Annotated in this window: 14 protein-coding genes; 9 read left to right on the top strand and 5 right to left on the bottom strand. The window is 65.8% G+C overall.

What is annotated here, in order from left to right; genetic code table 11:
- Positions 1 to 245 precede the first annotated feature (245 nt).
- On the bottom strand, positions 246 to 800 hold the full coding sequence (locus ACLD0W_RS06575; protein WP_410306678.1) for a hypothetical protein: 555 nt from the start codon (positions 798 to 800) through the stop codon (positions 246 to 248).
- Positions 801 to 1,853: 1,053 nt separating this feature from the next.
- Between ACLD0W_RS06575 and ubiD the strand changes: the two genes are divergently transcribed.
- The 6 genes from ubiD (at position 1,854) to ACLD0W_RS06545 (ending at position 8,040) form a co-directional block, all read left to right on the top strand.
- Entirely contained in the window at positions 1,854 to 3,320 is a 1,467-nt protein-coding gene (ubiD, locus tag ACLD0W_RS06570; protein WP_410306677.1) for a 4-hydroxy-3-polyprenylbenzoate decarboxylase, read from the top strand.
- Between the two features lie 48 nt (positions 3,321 to 3,368).
- Positions 3,369 to 4,274 (top strand): oxidoreductase, encoded by a 906-nt coding sequence (locus tag ACLD0W_RS06565; RefSeq protein WP_410306676.1) that lies wholly within the window; start codon positions 3,369 to 3,371, stop codon positions 4,272 to 4,274.
- Between the two features lie 66 nt (positions 4,275 to 4,340).
- Positions 4,341 to 4,781: a thioredoxin TrxC gene (trxC, locus tag ACLD0W_RS06560; RefSeq protein WP_410306675.1), complete on the top strand. Its 441-nt coding sequence runs from the start codon at positions 4,341 to 4,343 to the stop codon at positions 4,779 to 4,781.
- A gap of 112 nt (positions 4,782 to 4,893) precedes the next feature.
- Positions 4,894 to 6,267 carry a D-arabinono-1,4-lactone oxidase gene (locus ACLD0W_RS06555; protein WP_410306674.1) on the top strand — a complete coding sequence of 458 codons (1,374 nt, stop codon included), beginning with the start codon at positions 4,894 to 4,896 and terminating at the stop codon, positions 6,265 to 6,267.
- The gene (locus ACLD0W_RS06550) at positions 6,264 to 7,544 is read left to right on the top strand and encodes an alanine racemase (protein WP_410306673.1); all 1,281 of its coding nucleotides are present in this window, start codon (positions 6,264 to 6,266) and stop codon (positions 7,542 to 7,544) included. Before ACLD0W_RS06555 ends, ACLD0W_RS06550 begins: the two co-directional genes overlap by 4 nt.
- A gap of 142 nt (positions 7,545 to 7,686) precedes the next feature.
- Entirely contained in the window at positions 7,687 to 8,040 is a 354-nt protein-coding gene (locus ACLD0W_RS06545) for a NirD/YgiW/YdeI family stress tolerance protein (protein ID WP_410306672.1), read from the top strand.
- A gap of 68 nt (positions 8,041 to 8,108) precedes the next feature.
- On the opposite strand, the gene creD is transcribed toward ACLD0W_RS06545, so the two are convergent.
- From creD to creB, 3 genes are all read right to left on the bottom strand, one after another.
- Positions 8,109 to 9,428, bottom strand: a complete 1,320-nt coding sequence (gene creD, locus ACLD0W_RS06540) for a cell envelope integrity protein CreD (RefSeq protein WP_410306671.1) — start codon at positions 9,426 to 9,428, stop codon at positions 8,109 to 8,111.
- Positions 9,429 to 9,506: 78 nt separating this feature from the next.
- The gene (gene creC / locus ACLD0W_RS06535; protein ID WP_410306670.1) at positions 9,507 to 10,922 is read right to left on the bottom strand and encodes a two-component system sensor histidine kinase CreC; all 1,416 of its coding nucleotides are present in this window, start codon (positions 10,920 to 10,922) and stop codon (positions 9,507 to 9,509) included.
- Positions 10,919 to 11,587, bottom strand: coding sequence for a two-component system response regulator CreB (gene creB, locus ACLD0W_RS06530; protein ID WP_410306669.1), 669 nt, complete (start codon positions 11,585 to 11,587; stop codon positions 10,919 to 10,921). Before creB ends, creC begins: the two co-directional genes overlap by 4 nt.
- A 146-nt stretch (positions 11,588 to 11,733) precedes the next feature.
- Here creB and glcD point away from each other — a divergent pair, with 146 nt between their 5' ends.
- Genes glcD through glcF form a run of 3 tightly spaced genes read left to right on the top strand, consistent with a single transcriptional unit; the run spans position 11,734 to position 15,543 of the window.
- A complete protein-coding gene (gene glcD, locus ACLD0W_RS06525; protein WP_410306668.1) occupies positions 11,734 to 13,227 on the top strand; it encodes a glycolate oxidase subunit GlcD in 1,494 nt (497 codons plus the stop codon).
- On the top strand, positions 13,227 to 14,282 hold the full coding sequence (gene glcE, locus ACLD0W_RS06520) for a glycolate oxidase subunit GlcE (protein WP_410306667.1): 1,056 nt from the start codon (positions 13,227 to 13,229) through the stop codon (positions 14,280 to 14,282). Before glcD ends, glcE begins: the two co-directional genes overlap by 1 nt.
- 13 nt (positions 14,283 to 14,295) lie before the next feature.
- Positions 14,296 to 15,543, top strand: coding sequence for a glycolate oxidase subunit GlcF (gene glcF / locus ACLD0W_RS06515; RefSeq protein ID WP_410306666.1), 1,248 nt, complete (start codon positions 14,296 to 14,298; stop codon positions 15,541 to 15,543).
- A gap of 30 nt (positions 15,544 to 15,573) precedes the next feature.
- On the opposite strand, the gene ACLD0W_RS06510 is transcribed toward glcF, so the two are convergent.
- Positions 15,574 to 17,058, bottom strand: coding sequence for an amidase (locus ACLD0W_RS06510; protein ID WP_410306665.1), 1,485 nt, complete (start codon positions 17,056 to 17,058; stop codon positions 15,574 to 15,576).
- Positions 17,059 to 17,061: the final 3 nt, after the last annotated feature.

Below are 17,061 nucleotides of genomic sequence, written 5' to 3'. Positions count from 1 at the left end.
TCAGGCAGGCCGGGTGAGACCACAAGTCCTGGGTATTTCCATAACCAAGGTGCAACGTGATACCTACCGGATTGCGTTCAGAAATCGCTTCGGCGCAAAAGCAGCACTGCCGCTTAGGGTGTATGGTTTCAGTCATTGCGCTTTTAATTTCTTTAATTAGCATTCAAGCATCGGAATCGACAATATACCCCCCTCAATGCGGGACCACCGAGACGCAGCCCGGGCAGCCCCACACCAGTGATTCGTTATGACTTACCTCCATACGTTTCAGAATTTTCCTTAATATAATCCACGAGAGAGTTCATCATTGGATACCAATTCGCTTGATCGTTAACGCCCGCCCAAACATAATCCAAAAAAGTTTCACAAACAAAGAGATCTTCCAATGTAATCGGATCAGTCAATATTAATTGCTGGTACTGTTTCGACCCATCCTGACGAGTATCCCAACGGAGCCATAAGAATTTCCTGTATGCTTTAGCCGCCTTATTAACACCAATTCTATCTTTAACAGAAGACACCTGATCAGTAAGATCATTTTTAATGATGATATTTTCCAATTCCTCGAAGGTGATGACCTCATCGAAATACCCAATGTTTTTCACCATATTCACTGTGAAGTCGCCGGTAGGCACTAGCACAAGGTCATTGACGGAATCCAAATCAACTGCTTTGCTGACAGTTACGGTAGCACGCTTTTCCCCAGGGAAATAACCTGTTTCCGGATCCACCCCAACGACTTTAAAAGTAGTGCAACCAGCCAAAAAATAAAATAATACCAAAAGAAGACTCTTATACATTTATGTGTTTCTCCATCTTTATTGAAATCTCTACCGATCCATAATGTCGTAACCAGCGGCGCGTCAGTGCCCTCTGCCTTGCCTTTATTTATCTTGATGGATCATATGCTCAGCATGACCAGCATTAGCGCGGATAACGCCAACCCAACTGTACAAAAGCGTACAAGGACTTCCTTATAATACCCCTTTATTAGTTTTCCCACACATAGCCACCACCTTCTATAACCTTATTTATCTGGCGACAGAGTAACCAGCGATAGGGCTGTGGCATCAACGAATAATATGATGTTATCGCCCTAAGTACGTTCATCGAGACGTTTACGTCAATTCCATTCCCCTCTGCCATCTTCCTAATCTCGTTCTCATCTTCCTCCTGCGCCTTTGCCACCACCAGAATATAAACTTCGCCCTCTATCTCTGCCTGAAGAGAAAGCTGCACAGTGTAGACAACAACGCCCTGCAGGACGCCAAACCCCGAGGATAGCCAGCAACGCGCCCGCCACCCCTACCATTATCCAGCTGAAATATCTTTCGGCAGGATATAAAAAAGAAAGAAAAGCCCTTACATATCTTATTTTTATCTGCTCCTCGGAGTTTGATATTAGAATATCCGCCCAGCTCTTCAGCGCCTTTTCGAGGTCAGTCCTTGCGCTCAACTTCCGCCTCCCTTTTGCTGTAATCTAACAGGCATTAGGATGCCAGCTCGAATAGCCAATGAACGTCCCGGCGTCCTATCCCCGCCTCCATTTTTGATATAAATCGAATAAACCAGATATTTCATATAGTCGCAAACCTTTCACCAGGGGCTCGTCCCCGTTCGCGTGACCGCTGTGTTTGCCGGTATCGAGCATACCGTCCATGCGCGCAGCGGCAGAGGCGACCGGCGGCGCGTCACTTCTGTTGCGATCTTCCGAGGCGCTGATCGTGATTGAAGGGGAGTGCCACCCAGTCGGCCCTACTGCTGACCGCCGGAGGCCGTGTCGCCATGGCATCGTGCCCGGCGGGTGGGCTGTTATACTGCCCCGCACCTTGTAGCCGGCGAGACCGTGTTCCATGAAATACCGCGATTTGCGCGACTTTATCCAGCAGCTGGAAAAGCAGGGCGAGCTGAAACGCATCACCACCGAGGTGGACCCGCATCTGGAGATCACCGAGATTTGCGACCGCACGCTGAAGGCCGGGGGGCCGGCGTTGTTGTTCGAGAACCCGAAGGGCTCGTCGATTCCGGTGTTGGGCAATCTGTTCGGCACGGAGCGGCGGGTGGCGTTGGGAATGGGGCGCGATTCGGTGGCGGAGTTGCGGGAGCTGGGGGAGCTGCTGGCGTTTCTGAAGGAGCCGGAGCCGCCGAAGGGCTTCCGGGATGCTTGGGAGAAGCTGCCGGTGTTCCGCAAGGTGCTGAGCATGAGCCCCAAGGTGAGCGGGTCCGGGCCTTGCCAGGAGCAGGTGATCGAGGGCGACGATGTGGATCTGACCCGTTTGCCGATCCAGACCTGCTGGCCCGGCGACGCCGGGCCGTTGGTGACCTGGCCGCTGGTGATCACCCGGGGGCCGCATAAGGAGCGCCAGAATCTGGGCATTTACCGGCAGCAGTTGATCGGGCGTAACAAGCTGATCATGCGGTGGCTGAGCCATCGCGGTGGCGCGCTGGATTTCCAGGAGTGGCAAGAGGCGCACCCCGGTGAGCCCTTCCCGGTGGCGGTGGCGCTGGGGGCCGATCCGGCCACCATTCTGGGCGCGGTGACGCCGGTGCCGGACACGCTCAGCGAGTACGCCTTCGCCGGCCTGCTGCGGGGCAGCAAGACCGAGCTGGTGAAGTGTCTGGGTTCGGATCTGCAGGTGCCGGCCAGCGCCGAGTTCGTGCTGGAAGGCCACATCCATCCCGGCGAGATGGCCGACGAGGGGCCGTTCGGCGACCACACCGGTTACTACAACGAGGTGGAGCGCTTCCCGGTGTTCACCGTGGAGCGCATCACCCATCGCCGCGATCCGATTTACCACAGCACCTATACCGGCCGGCCGCCGGATGAGCCGGCGGTGCTGGGCGTGGCCATGAACGAAATCTTCGTGCCGATTCTGAAGAAGCAGTTTCCGGAGATCGTGGATTTCTATCTGCCGCCGGAGGGATGCTCCTACCGGATGGCGGTGGTGACCATGAAGAAGCAGTACCCGGGCCACGCCAAGCGCGTGATGATGGGGGTGTGGTCGTTCCTGCGGCAGTTTATGTACACCAAGTTCGTGATTGTGTGCGACGACGATGTGAACGGCCGCGATTGGAAGGACGTGATGTGGGCGATCACCACCCGCATGGACCCGGCCCGGGACACGGTGCTGGTGGAGAACACGCCCATCGACTACCTGGACTTCGCCTCGCCGGTGGCCGGCCTGGGTTCGAAAATGGGGCTGGACGCCACCGCGAAATGGCCCGGTGAAACCAGTCGTGAGTGGGGCCGTCCGATTACCATGGACGACGACACCAAGCGCCGGGTGGACGCCCTTTGGGACCAGCTCGGCATCGACTGACGGGTCGCGGCTTCAGCCGCGAATGCCCGTGCCGACCAGGAGCGCCCGATGAGCTGGAACCCTTCCGATATTCCCGACCAGAGCGGCCGGGTGGCCGTGATCACCGGTGCCAACAGCGGCATCGGCCTGCGCGCCGCCCACCATCTGGCCGCCCGGGGGGCGCGCATCATCATGGCCTGCCGCAACCTGGAAAAGGCGGAGGCCGCCCGCCGCGACCTGCCCGGCCAGACCGAGGTGGTGCATCTGGACCTGGCCAGCCAGGCCAGCGTACGCCAGGCCGCCGAGGACATCGCCGGGCGCTGCGAGCACATCGACCTGCTGATCAACAACGCCGGCATCATGTGGCTGCAGGAGGGCCGCACCGAGGACGGTTTCGAGCGTCAGTTCGGCATCAACCATCTGGGGCATTTCACCTTCACCGGCCTGCTGCTGCCGCGCCTGCGTGAGGTGCCCGGTTCGCGCATCGTCACCGTCAGCAGCATCGCCCACCGGGGCGGGCGCATTCACTTCGACAACATCCATCTGGACGGCGAGTACGGCCGCCAGAAAGCCTATGCCCAGGCCAAGCTGGCCAATCTGATGTTCGCCATCGAGCTGGAACGGCGGCTGCGCGACGCCGGCGCCGAGACCCGCTCGCTGGCCTGCCACCCGGGGGTGGCCAGCACCAACCTGGCGGGCCCGGGCATCGCCGAGGAAAGCCCGCTGGGCATCGGCCGGCTGGCCCGCTGGGCCTGGCCGCTGTTCACCCAGAGCGCGGAGAAGGGCAGCTGGCCGACCCTGTACGCCGCCACCAGCCCGGACGCCCGGGGCGGCCACTACTACGGCCCGGCGCGCCTGATGGAAGCATTCGGCCCGCCCACCGAGGCGCGCCCCCGGCGCTACGCCCAGGACGGCGCCCTGGGGGCGCGGCTGTGGGAACTGTCCGAGACCCTGACCGGGGTGCGCTTTCCCTGAGCCCTGGCTTGAACGGCGGGGCGGGGCCATCATATTCAGCCTCGTCCCCCTTGCCGGAGCCGCGCCATGACCGATGACACCCTGACCCTGGGCTGCGCCCATTGCGGCGCGATCAACCGTATTCCCGCCGCCCGCCGCGCCGATGGCCCCCGTTGTGGCAAGTGCAAACGGCCGCTGTTCGAGGGCACCCCGATCACCCTCACCGCCGCCAATTTCAGCGCCGTGGTGGAACGCTCCCAGATGCCCGTGGTGGTGGATTTCTGGGCCGGTTGGTGCGGGCCGTGCAAGATGATGGCGCCGGTGTTCGCTCAGGCCGCCGCCCGCCTGGAGCCGGATCTGCGCTTCGCCAAGCTGGACACCGAGGCGGAACCGGCCCTGGCCGGGCGCTTCGGCATCCGCAGCATCCCCACCCTGATGGTGTTCCGCGAGGGCCGGGAACTGGCCCGCCAGGCCGGCGCCCTGCCGCAGGCGCAGCTGGAGCAGTGGCTGGCCGCTTATCGGTTGTAACGTCCACCGGTTATAAGTTCCGCCCCCAGGGCCGGCGCCGCCGGCCCTTCAGTCAATTGCCCTCGCCCGCCCCGTTAGTACCATGGTTCCATAAGAACAAACAGGAACCACCATGGCTTTCAATCTTTCCTTGGACCGGCGCGGCTTTCTCAAAGCGCTGGCGGCCACCGCCGGGGCCGGCGCCCTGCCCGCCCTGGCCCGGGCCACCGACGACGGGGCCGGCGGGCAGTGGCAAAACTGGTCCGGTAACCAGAGCGCCCGCCCCCGGAATCTGGCCTACCCGGCCACCGAGGATGCCCTGCGACAACTGCTGGCCGCCACCACCGGCACGGTGCGCGCCTTCGGCGGCAGCCATTCGTTCAGCGGCGTGGTGCCCACCGACGATACCCTGGTGTCCCTGGAAGCGATGGCCGGCCTGCGCGGCCGCGACGGCGACGTGCTGCATTTCGGCGCCGGCACCCGCATCGCCCAGGCCGGGGATCAGGCCTGGGCCGAGGGCCACGGCCTGATCAACGAGCCGGACATCAATCTGCAGTCCCTGGCCGGAGCCATCGCCACCAGCACCCACGGCACCGGCCTGGGGCTGCCCAGCCTGTCCGCCCAGGTGGCCGGGCTCACCCTGCTGGATATGGCCGGCCGGCGCCACCGGCTGACGGCGGCGGACGGCGAGCGGTTCGACGCCGCTCGCTGCTCGGTGGGCGCCCTGGGGCTGGTCACCGAGGTGTCCCTGCGCACCGTGCCGGCCTATCGGCTGGAGGAATACACCTGGACCCTGCCCCTGGACGAGGCCATGGATTTCGTGGAGCGGGAGAAAGACAACTTCCGTAATATCGAATTCTTCGCCTTCCCCCTGGGCGGCACCGCCATCATCAAAACCATGACGCCCACCGAGCGGCAAGACGACAATCTCGCCCAGGACGACAGCAACGACCTGCTGGAAATGGTCTGCGAGCTGGCCATGCGCGCCGGCTGGCTCACCGCCACCCTGCAAAAGCTGGTGACTTTCTTCGTCGAGGAAAACCGCCGCTGGGGGCCGGCCCACAAGATCTACGCCAACCGGCGCACGGTGCGCTTCAACGAGATGGAATACACGGTGCCGGCGGAACGCGGCATCGAGTGCCTGCGCAAGGTCTGCGATACCCTCCGCGAGCAGGACCTGAACGTGTTCTTCCCCATCGAGTTCCGTTATGTGGCCGCCGACGACAGTCTGCTCTCCATGTTCAGCGGTCGGGCCGGCGCCAGCCTGTCGGTGCACCAGTATTACAAGCAGGACCACCGGCCGGTGTTCGCCGCCGTGGAACCGTTACTGCGCGCCTGCCAAGGGCGGCCGCACTGGGGCAAGCTGCATTCCCTGGGCGCCCGGGAATTGCGCGCCCTGTACCCGCGTTTCGACGACTTCCAGGCGATCCGGCGCGAGCTGGACCCCCGGGGCCGTTTGCTCAACGCGCATCTCAAAAGGTTGTTCGTGGACGGAGCCCCGGCATGAAACGACGCACTTTTCTGATCGGTCTCGGCGGCGGCCTGGCGCTGGCCTGGTGGCTCAAACCCGGCGACCGGGGCGCGCCCCACGCGCCCTATTTCCAGACGCTCAACGATCTGTTCCGGGACCAGGGCCCGGGCCGGCCGGTGCTGCTGATCGACCGCCAGCGGCTGGCCGCCAACTGCCGGCGGCTCACCGCCTTATTACCGCCCGGCCGCGACTACCGCATCGTCGCCAAATCCCTGCCCAGCGTGCCGCTGATCCGCGAGGTGATGGCCCTTACCGGCACCCGCCGGGTGATGGTGTTTCATCAGCCCTTTATCACCGCGCTGGCGGCGGCGGAGCCGGGCTGCGATCTGCTGCTCGGCAAGCCCATGCCCGTCAACGCGGCAGCGCGCTTCTATGAGGAGCTGCCGGCCAACGCCGAATTCAATCCGGACCAGCAGTTGCAGTGGCTGATCGACAGCGAGGCGAGGCTGCGAGAATACCTGGCACTGGCGGAGAAGCGACGGCGCCGACTGCTGATCAATATCGAACTGGACGTGGGGCTGCATCGCGGCGGCCTGACCGAACCCACTCAGTTGGATGCCCTGTTAAAGCTGATCGAAACCCACCCGGAGCGGCTCGGGTTCAGCGGTTTCATGGGCTACGACGCCCATGTGGGCAAGCTGCCCGCGGTGGTGGAAAGCCGCCAGGATTCGCTGCGCAAAAGCCAGGCGGTGTATCAGGGGTTTATCGACCGCCTTTATCAATTGCAGCCGAAATACCGGGAGCAACGGCTTACCTTCAACGGCGCCGGCAGCCCCACCGTGGCGCTGCACGGCGACGAAACACCGCTCAACGAACTGGCCGCCGGCTCGGCGCTGGTGAAGCCGCTGGATTTTGATTTGGATACCCTGGCGGACTTCGAGCCCGCCGCCTTTATCGCCGCACCGGTGCTTAAGGCGATGGACGGCCTGCAGCTGCCCGGCCCGCTGCCGCTGGGCGACGCCTGGGCGCTGTGGGACCCGAACCGGGCGCGCACCTATTTTATTTATGGCGGCTACTGGAAAGCCGAGCCGGTATCGCCGGCGGGCATCGAAGCCAACGGCCTGTACGGCGTCAGCACCAACCAGATGATGTACAACGGCGCGGACAGCACCGCCCTGGAAGTGAACGACCAGATTTTTTTCCGCCCCACGCAAAGCGAATTCGTACTGCTGCAGTTCGGCGACCTGGCCGCCGTTTCCGACGGTACCCTCCAGGATTGGTGGCCGCCGCTGCCTCAAGGTGAGGGGGCCTGATCGCGGCTGAAGCCGCTCCTACTCCTTCGATGACGTAGGAGCGGCTTCAGCCGCGATAAAGCTTTTGATCCTCCTTTACAAAACGAGCCCCGATTCCAATGCCATACTCGTGATTCGTTTCGAGCGAACAAGGAGGATTGCCATGAAAAAGCTGATTATCGCCACCGCCCTCGCGGGCGCCTTCACCGTGGCCCATGCCGGTGACGCCATCAAAGCCGACAGCGCCGCCATCAAGCAGGGCATCGAGGAAGGCCAGATGGTCCACGTGACCGGCGAAGTCACCCAGGTGCTGGAAGACGAGCACTACATGCTCAAGGACAGCGCCGGCACCATTGAGATCGAACTGGACAACGATCTCAGCGGCGACCGCCAACTGCAGGTGGGTACCCGCCTGGACGTGGTCGGCGAAGTGGACCACGACGACGGTCGCACCCTGGTGGAAGTGGAAAAAGTGAATTCCATGCAGGGCGCGGACATGGACGGCGACCAGCGCTGATTCATGGCCGAGAATGGCCGGGGCGCCCGCCCCGGCCTGTTCCCTAATGTTTTCCGCTATCAGAGCCCCTACTGCCCGCGCGTCTGGGCGGCATTCCAGTCCACGTGACGGGTAAGCACCATCACCGTCGCCAGCGTAACGAACAGCAACGACGCCCCCATCAACAGCGCATAGTCCTCGGCGTTAAGGATGGCGTAAATCAACGCCAGCACCAGCGCCTGCGCACCAGCGAATCCCCACCCCGCTCTGGCCGAGCGCAACACCGCGCTCAGATAGACACCGATCACACCGACACAGGCCAGGCCACCGATGCCATAGGCCCAGGCGAAATCCAGATGCTCGCCCAGCGCCACCAGCAGCAGATAGAACATGGCCAGCGCCAACCCCACCAGCAGGTATTGCATGGGATGCACCGCCATCCGCCGCATCACCTCGAACAGAAAGAACGCGGCGAAGGTCAGGCCGACGATCAGGTAGCTGTATTTGAGCGCCCGCTCGCTGGACAACAAGCCGGTGACCGGCTGCACCAGGTCCACCCGCAGCGCTTTTTGATGGTCCTGGCACAGGGCGTTGTCGCCGGCGCAGGAGATGGCGCCGGCCGCCGCCAGGCTGTTGGTGTACCAGCGGCCCATGAAGCCGTCGTCGCCCACCTTCCGCTCCGCCGGCAACAGCAGGCCGGTGAACCCCGGGTGCGGCCAGTCACCCCGCAGAGTCATGCTGGTTTCCTTGGCCAGGGGCAGGGCCGCCAGCGAGCGGCTGCCGTTGAGGTTGAGTTCCACGGACACGATGAAGGGGCCCGGCAGATCCTCCGGCAGCTTCGCCACCAGCACATTGCCACCCAGGGATTCGGGAATCTCGCCGGGTTCCAGCAGCGTCAGGGTCTGGTCACCGATGCTCAGGCGCGGCCGCTCCGCCAGGCCGCGCAGATCCTGCACCCGCATTACCAGCAACGCCGCGCGCTGATCACGGAAGGCCGATGAACGGGGCTCACCCCAGCCCGCCGGGAAAGCGGCCTCCACGTTGAGCTGGCTGCGGTACACCGGGGTGCCGTAGATACCGCGATACAGAGTTTCGGTCTGCAGCTCCCCATCGATGGTCAAGGTATCCGGGACCCGGGCGATGCGCTCGTGGCGGGTTTCTATTCGTGAACGGGACTCGCCGGTTTCCTTGTCGGTGTACACCACCTCGTGGCGGCGCACCTGGGGCACCAGAATCACCGGCCCGGACAGGGTCTGTTCGCCGCCGTACTGGTCGCTGATCTGCGCGCTCACCACCATCGCCCGCTGTTGGCGTTCGTTGATCTTCGCCTGGATCATCAACAGCGGCACCACCAGCACCAGCATCAGACCGGTGATGATGAGGATTTTTTTCAATGGGCTCTGGGCCATGGTCGTCTCCCTTTATTCGGAGCGCCCAGCTTGCCCGGTGGGTGTGGGGGGACTGTGGGGATTTCGTGTGCGTGGGCGTTACCGCAGGCAAAGCGTGACGCGCACGCCGTGCTCCAGGTTTTCCACCCGCAGCCAGCCGCCGTGCAGTTCGGCGACTTCGCGGACCATGGCCAGGCCCAGGCCGGAGCTTTTTTCCTCCTCAGGGGCCGGCAGGGAATAGAACCGTTCGGTGACGCGCGCCAACGCATAGTCGGGAATGCGCGGGCCTTGGTTGGTGACGCTCAGGCCGCCGCTTTCCCCGTCACGCCAGCCGGCCACCACCAGGGTGGAGCCCGGGTCGGCGAAGCGCAGCCCGTTGTCGAGCAAATTGAACAGGGCCAGCCGGGTGGTGTCCGGGTCCACGTGCAGCACCGCTTCGCCTTCCAGGGCCACCTTCAAGGTCTTGCCATCGACCAGCACCTGACGGCTGCGGCGCCATTCGTCCAGCAGCGGCGCCAGGGGCTGATCACGGCGGGACGGCAGGCTTTCCAGTTTCTCCAGCCGGGCCAGCGCCAGCATGCGATCCAGCAGGTCGCTGAGCCGCTGACTTTCGTGCACCACATTTTCGGTGAGCCGGTGCAGGGCCGGGTCGCTGACTTCCTCGGCGAGAATCTCCCCGGCGCCGCGAATCGCCGCCAGCGGGCTTTTCATTTCATGGGTGAGCATGGCGGTGTGGTTTTCCAGACGGGAGCGTTCCTCCAACTTGCGGCGCATGGCGGTGACCGCCCGCGCCAGGTCATGGATTTCGTCGCGCACCCGGAAGCGCGGCGGCGCCGGCCGGCCGCCTTCCGCCACCGCCAGGGCATAGGCGCGCAGGCGCCCCACCCGGCGGCTGATCCACCAGGCCAGGCCCACGCCCAACAGCAGACAGACGGCGAGCGCCATCCATCCATAGCGGATCAGCCGCGCCTCCGCCTGGGCCACGAACGGCTGAATCGAGGCGCCGGGTTTGCCCAGGGTGACCACGCCGATCAGGGTGCCGTCGTGACGTATCGGCGCCGCCACGTACAGCACCGAGGAGGTGGGATCGTCCGGGTCGGAGCGGGTGGTGCGGGCGCCGTACTTGCCCTGCAGGGTCAGCAGCACATCGTTCCACTGCGAGAAATCCTCGCCTTCGTTGAGCCCCTGGGAATCGAACCGCACCACGCCCCGGGCGTCGGTGACGTACACGTGGGTGTCGGTGCGGTTCTTGTTCAGCCCCCAGATGGTGGCGGCGGGGGCGCGGTCCGCGTAGCGCTGCAGGGCGGCGCGCAAGTCCGGGGTGATGGTGAGCCGCTGTTCGCGCACGTCCGAGGCGATGATCTCCGCCAGCAGGTTGGCGGCGTCCACCAGGGTTTCCTCCGCGGACTGGCGCACCAACGGTTTGGCCTCGCCCAGCACCAGGTCCATGGTGAACCAGCTCACCAGCCCCATGATCAGGAAAAAGATCAGCAGCAGCTGGCGGCTCAGCTTCATGGCCGTTCCAACACATAGCCCAGGCCACGCCGGGTGGCGATCCAGGCGTCACCGCCCAGGGGCCGCAGCTTGGCGCGCAGGGTCTTGATATGGGTGTCCACGGCGCGCTCGAAGCTGTCCTCCTCGCTGCCGCAGATATCCAGCAGCCGGCCACGGCTGAACACCTGGCCCGGGTGACGCACCAGGGCTTCCAGAATCCGGTATTCGGAAGGCGTCAGGGACAGGGGCCGGTCGCGGAACCAGGCCCGCGCGGCGTCCTCGTCCACGCGCCAGTCCACCACCGGGGCCGCCTCGGAGGGGGCGCCCTGGCGCTTGAGGATGGCGCGCACCCGGGCCACCACTTCGCGGGGGCTGAACGGCTTGGTGACATAGTCGTCGCCGCCCAGCTCCAGGCCCAGGATGCGGTCCAGCTCGTCCTCCCGGGCGGTGAGAAACAGCACCGGCACCTCGCTGTCCCGGCGCACCCGCTTGAGCACCTCAAAGCCGTTGAGGTCCGGCAGGCCCACGTCCAGCACCACCAGCGCCGGCGGGTCCTCACCGAGCACCGCCAGCGCCTGCTCGCCGCGCTCCACGTGGGTGACCCGGAAGTGCTCCCGTTGCAGCGCGAAGCTCAGCGGCTCCGCCACCCTCGGTTCGTCGTCAACGATCAGAATGTGCGCGGTCACGGCGGTCCCCGTTGCGAAAACGCGGTCATCATAGCACCGGCGCCGGGCCTTTCGACCAATGTCGAGCCGCCCTTGCCGCCACCCCGGGGCCGTTGCACACTGACCGCCGGTCTCCGAGATTCCAACAACAGCAGCCCGGCGGAACCATGCATTACGACGAACGGCTAGACGGCCCTCTGCCCGAAGTGGACAAGGCGGCCCTGCTCAACCGCCTGCGGCGCGACCTGCCGGACCTGCACCTGCTGCACCGGCGCGAGGATCTGACGCCCTATGAATGCGATGGCCTGGCCGCCTACCGCACCGTGCCCTTGCTGGTGGCCCTGCCGGACACCCTGGAACAGGTTCAGGGGCTGATGCGTATCGCCAGCGACGAGGGCGTGCCCGTGGTGGCCCGGGGCGCGGGCACCGGCCTTTCCGGCGGTGCCATGCCGCTGGAACAAGGCATTCTGCTGGTGATGGCGCGCTTCAATCGCATTATCGAAATCGACGCCGAGGCCGGTACCGCCCGGGTGCAGCCGGGGGTGCGCAACCTGGCCATTTCCCAGGCCGCCGCCCCCTACGGTCTTTACTACGCGCCGGACCCGTCGTCGCAGATCGCCTGCTCCATCGGCGGCAACGTGGCGGAGAACGCCGGCGGCGTGCACTGCCTCAAGTACGGCCTCACCGTGCACAACCTGCTGAAGCTGGAGATCGTCACCGTGGACGGTGAATGCCTGACCCTGGGCAGCGATGCCCTGGACACGCCGGGCTTTGATTTGATGGCCCTGTTCACCGGCTCGGAGGGCATGCTCGGCATCGTCACCGAGATCACCGTGAAGCTGCTGCCGGCACCGCCCTGCGCCAAAGTGCTGCTAGCCAGTTTCGACAACGTGGAGAAGGCCGGCCAGGCGGTGGCCGACATCATCGCCGCCGGCGTCATCCCCGGCGGCCTGGAAATGATGGACAACCTGGCCCTTTGCGCCGCCGAGAATTTCGCCCACGCCGGCTACCCCCGCGACGCCGCTGCCATTCTGCTGTGCGAGCTGGACGGCGTGGAAAGCGATGTGGACGAGGACTGCCAGCGGGTGCGCGCGGTGATGGAAAACGCCGGCGCCACCGAGATCCGCCAGGCCCGCGACGACGCCGAACGGCAGCGCTTCTGGGCCGGCCGCAAGGCGGCCTTTCCGGCGGTGGGGCGCATCTCGCCGGACTACTACTGCATGGACGGCACCATCCCGAAACGGGAGCTGCCCAAGGTGCTGGCCGGCATCGAGGCGCTGTCCCGGGAATATGACCTGCGCGTGGCCAACGTCTTCCATGCCGGCGACGGCAACATGCACCCACTGATTCTGTTCGACGCCAACGACAGCGACCAACTGCAACGGGCCGAGGCCCTGGGCGGGCGCATCCTGGAGCTGTGCGTGGCGGTGGGCGGCAGCATCACCGGCGAGCACGGCGTGGGCCGCGAGAAGATCAATCAGATGTGCAGCCAGTTCGACGCCGACGAGATCACCTGCTTCCACGCGGTGAAAGCCGCCTTCGACCCACAGCGGCTGCTCAACCCGGGCAAGAACATCCCCACCCTGAACCGTTGCGCGGAGTTCGGCGCCATGCACATTCACCGTGGCGAACTGCCGTTCCCCGAACTGGAGCGGTTCTGATGGGCGATCAGTCCGAAGCCCTGCTGGAGCGGGTGCGCGCCGCCCGCGCCGAGCGCCGCCCGCTGTGCCCGCGCGGTACCGGCGGCAAATCCCACCTGGGCCGGCCGGTGGACGGCGAGGTGCTGGATACGCTGAGCCACCACGGCGTGGTGCACTACGACCCCAGCGAACTGGTGGTCACCGCCCGCGCCGGCACCCGGGTCAGCGAGTTGATCGCCACCCTGGCGGAGCAGGACCAGATGCTGCCGTTCGAGCCGCCCCTGTTCGGCGGCGACGCCAGCGTCGGCGGCATGGTGGCCAGCGGCCTGGCCGGCCCGCGCCGGCCCTGGGCCGGTTCGGTGCGGGACTTCGTGCTGGGTGTGCGGGTAATCACCGGCGAAGGCCAGCACCTGCGCTTCGGTGGCGAGGTGATGAAGAACGTGGCCGGCTACGACCTGTCCCGGCTGATGGCCGGCAGCTTCGGCTGTCTGGGGCTGATCACCGAAGTCTCGTTCAAGGTGCTGCCGCGCCCCCGCGCCAGCCGCTCCCTGCAACTGCGACTCACCGGCGAACAGGCCCGGGAACGGGTGCTGGACTGGCGCCGGCGTGGCCTGCCCCTGTCCGCCGCCTGCCACGGCGGCGGCCTGCTGAGAATACGGCTGGAAGGCAACCAGGGCTCGGTGGACGCGGCGGTTGCGGAGATCGGCGGCGAGCCCCTGGAAGACGGCCTCTACTGGGACAAACTGCGCGACCACCGGCTGCCGTTCTTCGACGGCGCCAAACCCCTGTGGCGGCTGTCCCTGCCGCCGGCGACGCCGGTACTGGAGCTGCCCGGCACTCAGCTCAGCGACTGGGGCGGCGCCCAGCGCTGGCTGAAAAGCGACGCGGACGCTGACACCCTGCGGCAGCTGGCCGCCATTGCCGGCGGTTCCGCCACCCGTTTCAGCGGTGAGGAGCCGGAGGACGCGCCGTTCCACCCGCTGCCAGCGGCCCTGCTGCGCTACCACCAGACGCTGAAAGCCCGCCTGGACCCGGAGCGGATTTTCAATCCGGGCCGGCTCTACGCGGACCTGTAACCGGAGGCCGGCCATGCAAACCCGTCTCAGCGACACCGCCCGCCAACTGCCCCGCGCCGACGAAGCGGAATCGATCCTTCGCAGCTGCGTGCACTGCGGCTTCTGCAACGCCACCTGCCCCACCTACCAGCTCACCGGCGACGAACTGGACGGCCCGCGCGGGCGCATCTATCTGATGAAAGAAATGCTGGAGGGCAATGAGCCCGGCGAAGGCACCCAGCAACATCTGGACGCCTGCCTGAGTTGCCGGGCCTGCGAGACCACCTGCCCCTCCGGCGTGGACTACCACTCCCTGCTGGACATCGCCCGGCCGGAACTGGAACGCCAGGTGCCCCGTTCCACGCGGGACCGGCTGCTGCGCCGGGGCCTGCGTGCCCTGATGCCGCACCCACGGCTGTTCGCCGCCCTGATGGGCCTGGGGCGGCTGGCCCGACCGCTGGCGCCGGCGGCGCTGAAAGAGAAGATCCCCGCCCGGGTGCCGTCAGCGGGCCACTGGCCCGGCGGCGGCCATCGACGCCGGGTGGCGCTGCTGGCCGGCTGCGTGCAACCGGCCCTGTCGCCCAACACCAACGCCGCCACCGCCCGGGTGCTGGACCGCCTGGGCATCGGCGCGGAAGTCTGGTCCGGGGCCGGCTGCTGCGGTGCGGTGGACTATCATTTGGGGGGGCATCTCGACGGCCAGGCCACCGGCCTGGACCGGGCCCGACGCAATATCGACACCTGGATCGCCGCCCTGGACGACGGCGTGGAAGCGATCATCCCCACCGCCAGCGGCTGCGGCGCCTTTATCAAGGAATACGGCAAGGTATTGGAGGGCGACCCGGCCTACGCCGACAAGGCGCGCCGGATCAGCGCGCACACCCGGGACCTGGGCGAATTTCTCGCCGAAGAGGATCTGGACACGCTGGCGGTGCACACCAAAAGCCGGCTGGCCTTTCAATGCCCCTGCACCCTGCAGCACGGCCAGCGCCTGGCCGGCGTCACCGAGGGCGTGCTCACCCGCCTGGGCTTCGACCTCACCCCGGTGCCGGACGGCCACCTGTGCTGCGGCTCCGCCGGCACCTACTCGATCACCCAACCGGCCATGGCCCGGCAACTGCGGGACCGCAAACTCGACGCCCTGGAAAGCGGCCAACCGGATGCCATCGCCACCGCCAACATCGGCTGCCAGATGCATCTGGGCGCCGCCGGGCGCACGCCGGTCAGGCATTGGATCGAGGTTGTGGACCAGGGGTTACCCGAGACGTCTGATCGCGACTGAAGCGGAGTGCCGCCCAGCCGCGATCGGGTTTTAAAGCTCCGGCCTACGATCAAACCAGGGCTTCGCCTTCTCCAACTGACCGGCCAGGGCCAGCAGCCGGCCCTCGTCGCCGTGGGTGCCGACGAACTGCACGCCCATGGGCAGACCGCTGTCGCACCAGTGCATCGGCACCGACATGGCCGGCACGCCGGTGAAGTTGGCGAGCTGGGTAAAGGGCACGTACTTCATGTTCTCCCGGGCCATCTGCTCCACCAGACCGGACTTCATCACCAGCTTGCCGGCGCGCAGTTTGAGAATCACCTTGAGGGCGTTTTGCTGCCAGGCCGGTGTGGCGGAGGCACCGATGGCCGCCGGCTGCAGGGCCAGGGTGGGGGTGAGCCAGAAATCGTAACGGTCGTGGAAGTCCGCCAACTGCCGGGCATAGAGCTGGCCACGCTGGTAGAAGCCCAGGTACTCGTCGGCGCGGGTGGCGTGGCCGAAGGCGGCCATGGCCAGGGTGTCCAGCTCGAAGCCTTCGTCGCCGCAACCGGTGAGTTCCTTGACCCGGGCCACCTCGCCGGCGCACTTGGTGAACCAGATGCCCAGCCAGTCCATGCTCATGGCCATCATGTCCAGGGACGGCGCCGCCTCTTCCACCTGGTGGCCCAGTTCCTGCAGCAGACGGACGGTGTCCTCCACCGCCTTGACCGCGTCCGGGTCCACCGGCGTGCCGATGGGCGAAGTCAAAGAGAAGCCGATTTTCAGCGGCGCCGGGTCGCGCTCCAGTTCACTGAGATAGGAACGGGCCGGCGGCGCCAGGTGGAACAGGGCGCCGTGCTCATCGCCCTGGGTGGCGTCCAGCAGAGCGGCGGAGTCGCGCACCGAGCGGCTCACCACATGGTTCACGGAAATGCCGTGCAGGGCCTCGGTGAATTCCGGCCCCCAGGGCGTGCGCCCACGCCCGGGCTTGAGCCCGAACAGACCGCAGCAGGCGGCGGGAATACGGATGCTGCCGCCACCGTCGTTGGCACCGGCGAACGGCACCACGCCGGCGGCGGTGAGCGCCGCCGAGCCACCGGAGGAACCGCCCGGCGTGTGATCCGTGTTCCAGGGATTGCGGCTGGCGCCAAAGGATTCCGGCTCGGTGATGCCCTTGGAGCCGAACTCCGGCGTATTGGTGCGCCCGAACGGTACCGCGCCGGCGGCCTTCCAGCGGCGCACCAGCTCCGAGTCCCGGGGGGCGCGGTTGTCCATGGCCTTGAGCGCCTTGTTGCCGGAATAGGTCGGCGCCCCGCCGATCTCCTGGAACAGGTCCTTGACCAGCATGGGCACCCCGGCGAAGGGCCCCTGCAGGGGCTCGCCGGCGCGCCGCCGGGCCTCCTCGTAGAGCGGAATGATCAGCCCGTTGAGCTTGGGGTTCACCGCCTCCGCCCGCTGGATCGCCACCTCCAGCAGCTCCCCGGCGGTCACCTCGCCCTTGGCCACCAACTCCGCCAACCCCAAACCGTCGTGGCGCCGGTATTCCTCAAAGTTCATGAT

Source organism: Alloalcanivorax sp. C16-1 (assembly GCF_046507805.1).
Lineage (GTDB): Bacteria > Pseudomonadota > Gammaproteobacteria > Pseudomonadales > Alcanivoracaceae > Alloalcanivorax.
Note: the sequence above shows the minus strand (reverse complement) of the source record. Positions and strands in the feature narration are given on the sequence as shown.